The 6,085-nt window shown below is 41.5% G+C and carries 4 protein-coding genes; 3 read left to right on the top strand and 1 reads right to left on the bottom strand.

What is annotated here, in order from left to right; all coding sequences use genetic code 11:
* Positions 1-482 precede the first annotated feature (482 nt).
* The 3 genes from glmU to BM057_RS08800 all read left to right on the top strand — a co-directional run bounded on the left by glmU (position 483) and on the right by BM057_RS08800 (position 4,056).
* The gene (gene glmU / locus BM057_RS08810) at positions 483-1,856 is read left to right on the top strand and encodes a bifunctional UDP-N-acetylglucosamine diphosphorylase/glucosamine-1-phosphate N-acetyltransferase GlmU (RefSeq protein WP_047389807.1); all 1,374 of its coding nucleotides are present in this window, start codon (positions 483-485) and stop codon (positions 1,854-1,856) included.
* A 91-nt stretch (positions 1,857-1,947) separates the two neighbouring features.
* On the top strand, positions 1,948-2,934 hold the full coding sequence (locus BM057_RS08805) for a ribose-phosphate diphosphokinase (protein WP_092093038.1): 987 nt from the start codon (positions 1,948-1,950) through the stop codon (positions 2,932-2,934).
* 156 nt (positions 2,935-3,090) lie between these two features.
* Complete coding sequence (locus tag BM057_RS08800; protein WP_047389810.1) at positions 3,091-4,056, top strand: asparaginase; 966 nt, start codon at positions 3,091-3,093, stop codon at positions 4,054-4,056.
* 189 nt (positions 4,057-4,245) lie between these two features.
* Here the strand turns inward: BM057_RS08800 and BM057_RS08795 are convergent, their stop codons facing one another.
* Complete coding sequence (locus BM057_RS08795) at positions 4,246-5,877, bottom strand: peptide ABC transporter substrate-binding protein (RefSeq protein ID WP_092093035.1); 1,632 nt, start codon at positions 5,875-5,877, stop codon at positions 4,246-4,248.
* Between the last annotated feature and the right edge of the window lie 208 nt (positions 5,878-6,085).

Raw genomic sequence — 6,085 nt, 5'->3', positions numbered from 1 at the left:
GCTGACGCAACTCGTTCATAGAAGGTAGTCCTGTGAACAAGTCCAACTAAAAGCTGCAGCGACTCGTTCACAGAAGGTAGTCCTGTGAACAAGTTGACCAGTTTAATTGAAATGCATTTGCGGTTCTCGTATCGGAAGTCGTATATACTCTTAGCGGGTTGAGAAAAAATCGGAAGCGATGCTGATCGCTACCTTTTCCAGCAAGCAGCTTCTATTATCCTCCGATACAGTCAGCATGCGATGGAAGGTAGACCATTAGGATGAAAAAGCAAAGAAGGCATAGTAGAGATAGGAAAAATAAACCTAGATAACCCAATGCTTTCTTGAAATATATTGTTGATTAAGCTATGATAAAAACAGTTTGGAAATGTAACCCATTCAGATGAATGATATTGAACTTTTTTGCATTTGGCCTAAAAAAGCTGGATCGTAAACGAAAGAAGATAAAAAATATTGAGCGATATAAAGCGAGGAGTAAGAAAATGGCGAAAAAATTTGCAGTTGTCTTGGCAGCTGGACAAGGCACACGAATGAAATCGAAATTATATAAAGTATTGCATCCTGTAGCAGGGAGACCAATGGTAGGGCACGTGATCGACCAAGTGGAGAAAACAGGTGTGGATCAAATCGTAACCATTGTTGGCGTTGGCGCTGAAAAAGTGAAAGATTACTTAGGCAGCCGTTCACAATATGCTTTGCAAGAAGAACAGTTGGGAACTGGACATGCCGTATTGCAGGCTGAAGAACAGCTAAAAGGGCAAGAAGGAACGGTGTTGGTTATTTGCGGAGACACGCCTCTTTTGACATCAGAAACGTTAGAAGCTTTATTTGCTCATCACGAAGAACACCAAGCGAAAGCAACGATTTTGACAGCACATGCAGAAGAGCCAGCAGGTTATGGACGGGTGATTCGTCAAGCAAATGGTGCAGTTGAAAAAATCGTGGAACAAAAAGATGCATCGCCAGCAGAAGCGGCAGTGCAAGAAATCAATACGGGTACGTATTGCTTTGATAATATTGCATTGTTTGAAGCTTTAGCAGAAGTCGGCAACGACAATGCACAAGGAGAATATTATTTGCCGGATGTGATCGAGATCTTAAAAAACAAGGGTGAGATCGTCGGCGCTTATCAAATGGACAAAGAAGAAGAATCACTAGGCGTCAATGACCGAGTAGCTTTAGCAAAAGCGACACAATTGATGCGCCATAGAATCAATGAACAACACATGCGCAATGGCGTAACCTTTATCGATCCTGCTGCAACCTATATCGATAGCGAAGTAGAGATCGGTGCGGATACAGTGATCGAAGCAGGCGTTGTTTTGAAAGGGAAGACAGTGATCGGAGAAGATTGCCTGATCGGAGCAAACTCTGAGATTTCAAATAGTCGGATCGGGGACCGAGTCAAGGTAACGAGCAGTAATATTGAAGATGCCGTAATGGAAGCAGATAGCAATATCGGACCTTACAGTCATTTGCGTCCAAATAGTCAAATCGGCGAGTCCGTTCATATTGGCAACTTTGTAGAAGTGAAAAATGCAACGATTGCCGCAAACACGAAAGTTGGTCATTTGACTTATGTCGGCGATGCAGACTTAGGCGAAAACATCAATATTGGCTGCGGGACAGTTTTTGTGAATTATGATGGTGCAGCTAAGCACCGAGCTACTGTCGGCAACAATGTCTTTATCGGCTGCAATACCAACCTCATTGCACCTGTAACAGTGGAAGAGAATGTATATATCGCAGCAGGTTCTACAATAACGGATGATGTGCCAAGCGAATCTTTGGCGATCGCGCGTGCCCGTCAAGTCAATAAATTAGGTTATTTTAACAAAATGCCGCATAAAGATTAGAAATGAAGAATTAGACTTGATTTATTTGTGAAAAATGACTAACATTAACTTGATTACTATAGGTTTTAAAAAATAGAAAGTGGAGGTCATTATGTCCGAACATTATTCCGATCCAAAGTTAAAAATATTCTCATTGAACTCCAATCGCCCGTTAGCTGAGAAGATTGCGAGCGTTGTTGGATTGACACTGGGAAAAATCTCTGTCAATCAGTTCAGTGACGGCGAGATCCGTATCAATATCGAGGAAAGTATTCGTGGAGATCATGTTTATATCATTCAATCTACATCTGCTCCAGTGAATGACAACTTGATGGAATTATTGATTATGATCGATGCCCTAAAACGCGCCAGCGCAAAAACGGTCAATGTTGTCATGCCTTATTATGGTTATGCACGCCAAGACCGTAAAGCTCGTTCAAGAGAACCCATCACAGCTAAGCTGGTAGCGAATATGATCACCGCTGCAGGTGCCAATCGTATTTTAACGTTGGATCTGCATGCTTCTCAAATCCAAGGCTTCTTTGATATGCCGGTCGATCATTTGCTTGGAGCTTCATTGTTGGCCAACTACTTCTCAGACAATCATATTGCTGACGAAAATACGGTTGTTGTTTCGCCAGATCATGGTGGTGTGACCCGCGCTAGAAAATTGGCTGAATTCTTAAAAGCGCCGATCGCGATTATTGATAAGCGTCGTCCTCGCGCAAATGTTGCTGAAGTGATGAATATTATTGGGAATGTAAAAGGACAAAAATGCATCTTGATCGATGACATGATCGATACAGCAGGAACAATCACTCTAGCTGCTAATGCTTTGTCAGAAGCAGGTGCGACAGAAGTTTATGCTTGTTGCACACATCCAGTGTTATCAGGACCTGCGATTGAGCGTATTGAAAACTCGGCTTTGAAAAAAGTTGTGGTTACTGATTCGATCAACCTCCCAGAAAGTAAACTATCTAACAAGATCGAACAAGTCAGTGTTGCGGAATTAATGGGCGATGCCATCAAACGCATTCACGAAAATAAATCAGTCAGCCCATTGTTTGAACAAAAATTCTCATCTCACAACACAGATTAAGAGATACGGAATAATGAAAGCTTATATGTGTGCTGCTTAGCGTGCATATAGGCTTTTTTTGTTCGACTAGATTGAGACAGGTTAGGCTGAAGGGATAAATTTTTTTATCTTAGCAGGACTTGCTTTTTATGAGCCCGGACGAAAGGAGAGTTTTTAATGAAGAAAATACTCGTGTTGCATACAGGCGGTACGATCTCCATGAGCGAAGATCAAACGACAGGAAAAGTTTCTCCAAGTTCAGAAAATCCGCTACACACGCATAGTCATCTTTTTAAAGAGGAGGCCGATCTAATCGTAGAAGATTTTTTCCATTTGCCATCTCCTCATATCACACCTAAAGAAATGTTGCAGCTGAAAGAAAGAATCGAAGAAGCGATCCTTTCGCATGAAGCAGATGGTGTGGTGATCACACATGGAACAGACACATTAGAAGAAACGGCTTATTTTCTAGATTTAACGTTGGAAACAACGGTTCCTATCGTAGTGACAGGTGCTATGCGTTCCAGCAATGAAATCGGTGCAGATGGTTTATATAACTTTCAAAGCGCTGTGTGGGTGGCTCTTTCAGATGAAGCGATCAATAAAGGCGTATTAGTGGTCATGAATGACGAGATCCATACAGCACGGTATGTCACAAAGACCCACACCACAAATGTGGCTACATTCCGAACGCCTACATTCGGACCGATTGGCTTGATTTCAAAAAATGAAGTACGTTTCTTCCAACAATTAACACAAGATGAAACTTATTCCATTCACTCAGTCGATAAAGATATTTATTTGTTGAAAGCTTATGCAGGAATGGACGGGACGCTTTTTGAGGCGGTCGATCAACCTGAAACAGACGGTTTGGTCATTGAAGCTTTAGGTGCAGGTAATTTACCGCCCGCTACATTGCCTGCGATGCAAAAAATATTGGATCATCAGATTCCAGTCGTCCTTGTTTCTCGTTCGTTCAATGGAGTAGCTCAAGATGTGTACGATTATTCTGGCGGCGGAAAGCGTCTGAAAGAGGCAGGTATCATCTTTACGCATGGGCTAAACGGACCTAAAGCGAGAATCAAACTGCTGGTATTGTTGAGCAATGGAATCCCAGCTAGTGAGATTGCTGACTACTTTTAAGGCTTTCGAATGAATCAGCAAGTAACTCAATAAGATGCCAAATACCCCTTTGCAGCGATGAGAACTGCAAAGGGGTACTATTTTTTGCTAGGCAGTAAAGCTGCCATTTTTAGCGGTTTTAAGATTCACGATACTGAGTTGTTGAAGAAGTTTTTGAAGGAATCTTCACCCTAAAGCACCGCGACTATTTTATTCCAGATAAGCGTTGCTTAAATCAAATTCATTTCCAACTGGTTGCAAATTGATCCCTTTGAGCGCTGGGTTGCGCAATTGAACTTCAGCTTCTTGATACAATGGTAGGACTGCGGTTTCTTCCATGGCAATATCATGAGCTTCGATCATATCTTGCCAACGTGCTTCCTCATTGTTGGCATCTTCTGATTTGGCTTTTTCAAGAAGGGCATCAAACTCTTCATTTGCATAGCCGCCTTCGTTATAAGCAGAAGTACTGTAAAGCAGATCCATAAAGTTGACCGGATCTCTGAAGTCGGCACCCCAGCCAGTCAAAAGCAAATCGAATTCATTTTTATTGGCAAATTCCAGGCGGTTCTTTTTAGGTACATTTCTCAATTGAACGCTGATACCGTCTAAGTTGTTCTGAATCTGACCTTGAACATATTCACTGATTTTCTTGCTCTTTTCATCGTCATCACCAACAAATGAAAGGGTCAATGTATCAGTGCCTAGCTCATCTTTAGCTTTTTCCCAGAGGTCTTTTGCTTGTTCAACATCGTAATCGAAGTAGTCGGTTGCTTCCTCAGTGAAATCTTTACCTGTTTCAGGATTGGTTGCAAAGTTTTGCGGCATAAATCCATAGATATCATTTGAGCCATCCCCAATCACGCTATCAACCAGTTCTTTTCGATCGATCACAAGCGAGATCGCTTTGCGCAAATTCTGATTTTGCAATTGTTCATTTTCGTAGTTGAAGTCGATGTAAGAAGTACGTGCTTTTTCATGAATCACCGCATTTGGGTCATCTTTATAAACTTTTGCCATTTCACCTGTCAATTGAGCATTGTCAACTTCGCCGCTTTCAAATAAGTTTACAGCTGTAGAAGTTTCTTTCAAGACTTGTACATCTATTTCATTGATATGCACTTCATCAGCATCATAGTATTCCTCATTTTTTACGAGTTTCCAAGTGAGACCCGTCCCATCCCAATCTTCCATGACAAATGGACCATTAGCCAATATAGCCTCACTGGTTGTGCCATATTGGGTGCCTTGCTCTTCAACAAAGGCTTCGTTTTGAGGCAAGAAAGGAGAAAAGGCCAATAATGAGTTAAAGTAAGGTGTCGGCTGTGTGAGCGTGATTTGCAGCTCATAGTCACTTAAGGCTTTGATCCCAAGTTCTGAAGGTGATTTATCGCCTGTCATGATCTCGGGTGCGTTTTCGATGTTTTCAGCTAAGTAAGCATAAGAAGCCCCCGTTGCTGGATCAACTAAACGTTGCCAAGCAAAAACAAAATCATTGGCTGTCACGGGGTCGCCATTTGACCACGTAGCATCATCGCGCAGCTTAAATGTATAGGTCAAACCGTCATCAGAAACGGTACCCATATCAACAGCGATCGCTGGTACAGGTTCACCTTTTTCATTTATTTTTAATAAACCGACAATTGTATGACCTGAATAGTTGGAACTGTTAATATCCGTCATTAACACTGTATCCATCGTTGCCATTTCGGTTGGCGCAGTGTAATGAACCACTTGCTTTTCTTTTTCAGTTCCTACTGCCTTTTCACTGCTTTCTTCGCCGCAAGCTGTTAATAATAAAGCGGCGCCTGCTAGGGCAAGCCATTGATTTGTTTTTCTCATTTCCATCTCCCCTTTTTATTATGTTTTTCTAATTTAACATAATTTTCTGAATATTTAAAGCTTAAAATGATAAAAAGATTAAATAATGATGATTATTGAGAGAGAAACGTTTTTGTTCATCGGCATGTAGCTGAGGTAGCCGTAAAAAAAGAATTGTGCTATAATCATGGTGAACAAAATCACAAGAGTTCTAAAGGAGCGCCAAGTT

It is taken from the genome of Pisciglobus halotolerans (assembly GCF_900113675.1).
Classification (GTDB): Bacteria; Bacillota; Bacilli; order Lactobacillales; family Carnobacteriaceae; genus Pisciglobus; species Pisciglobus halotolerans.
Note: the sequence above shows the minus strand (reverse complement) of the source record. Positions and strands in the feature narration are given on the sequence as shown.

Bases quoted from the DNA above. Each gene is read 5' to 3' on its own strand.
- BM057_RS08805 (WP_092093038.1), top strand. From the start codon at position 1,948: ATGTCCGAACATTATTCCGATCCAAAGTTAAAAATATTCTCATTGAAC.
- BM057_RS08795 (WP_092093035.1), bottom strand. From the start codon at position 5,877: ATGAGAAAAACAAATCAATGGCTTGCCCTAGCAGGCGCCGCTTTATTA.
- glmU (WP_047389807.1), top strand. From the start codon at position 483: ATGGCGAAAAAATTTGCAGTTGTCTTGGCAGCTGGACAAGGCACACGA.
- BM057_RS08800 (WP_047389810.1), top strand. From the start codon at position 3,091: ATGAAGAAAATACTCGTGTTGCATACAGGCGGTACGATCTCCATGAGC.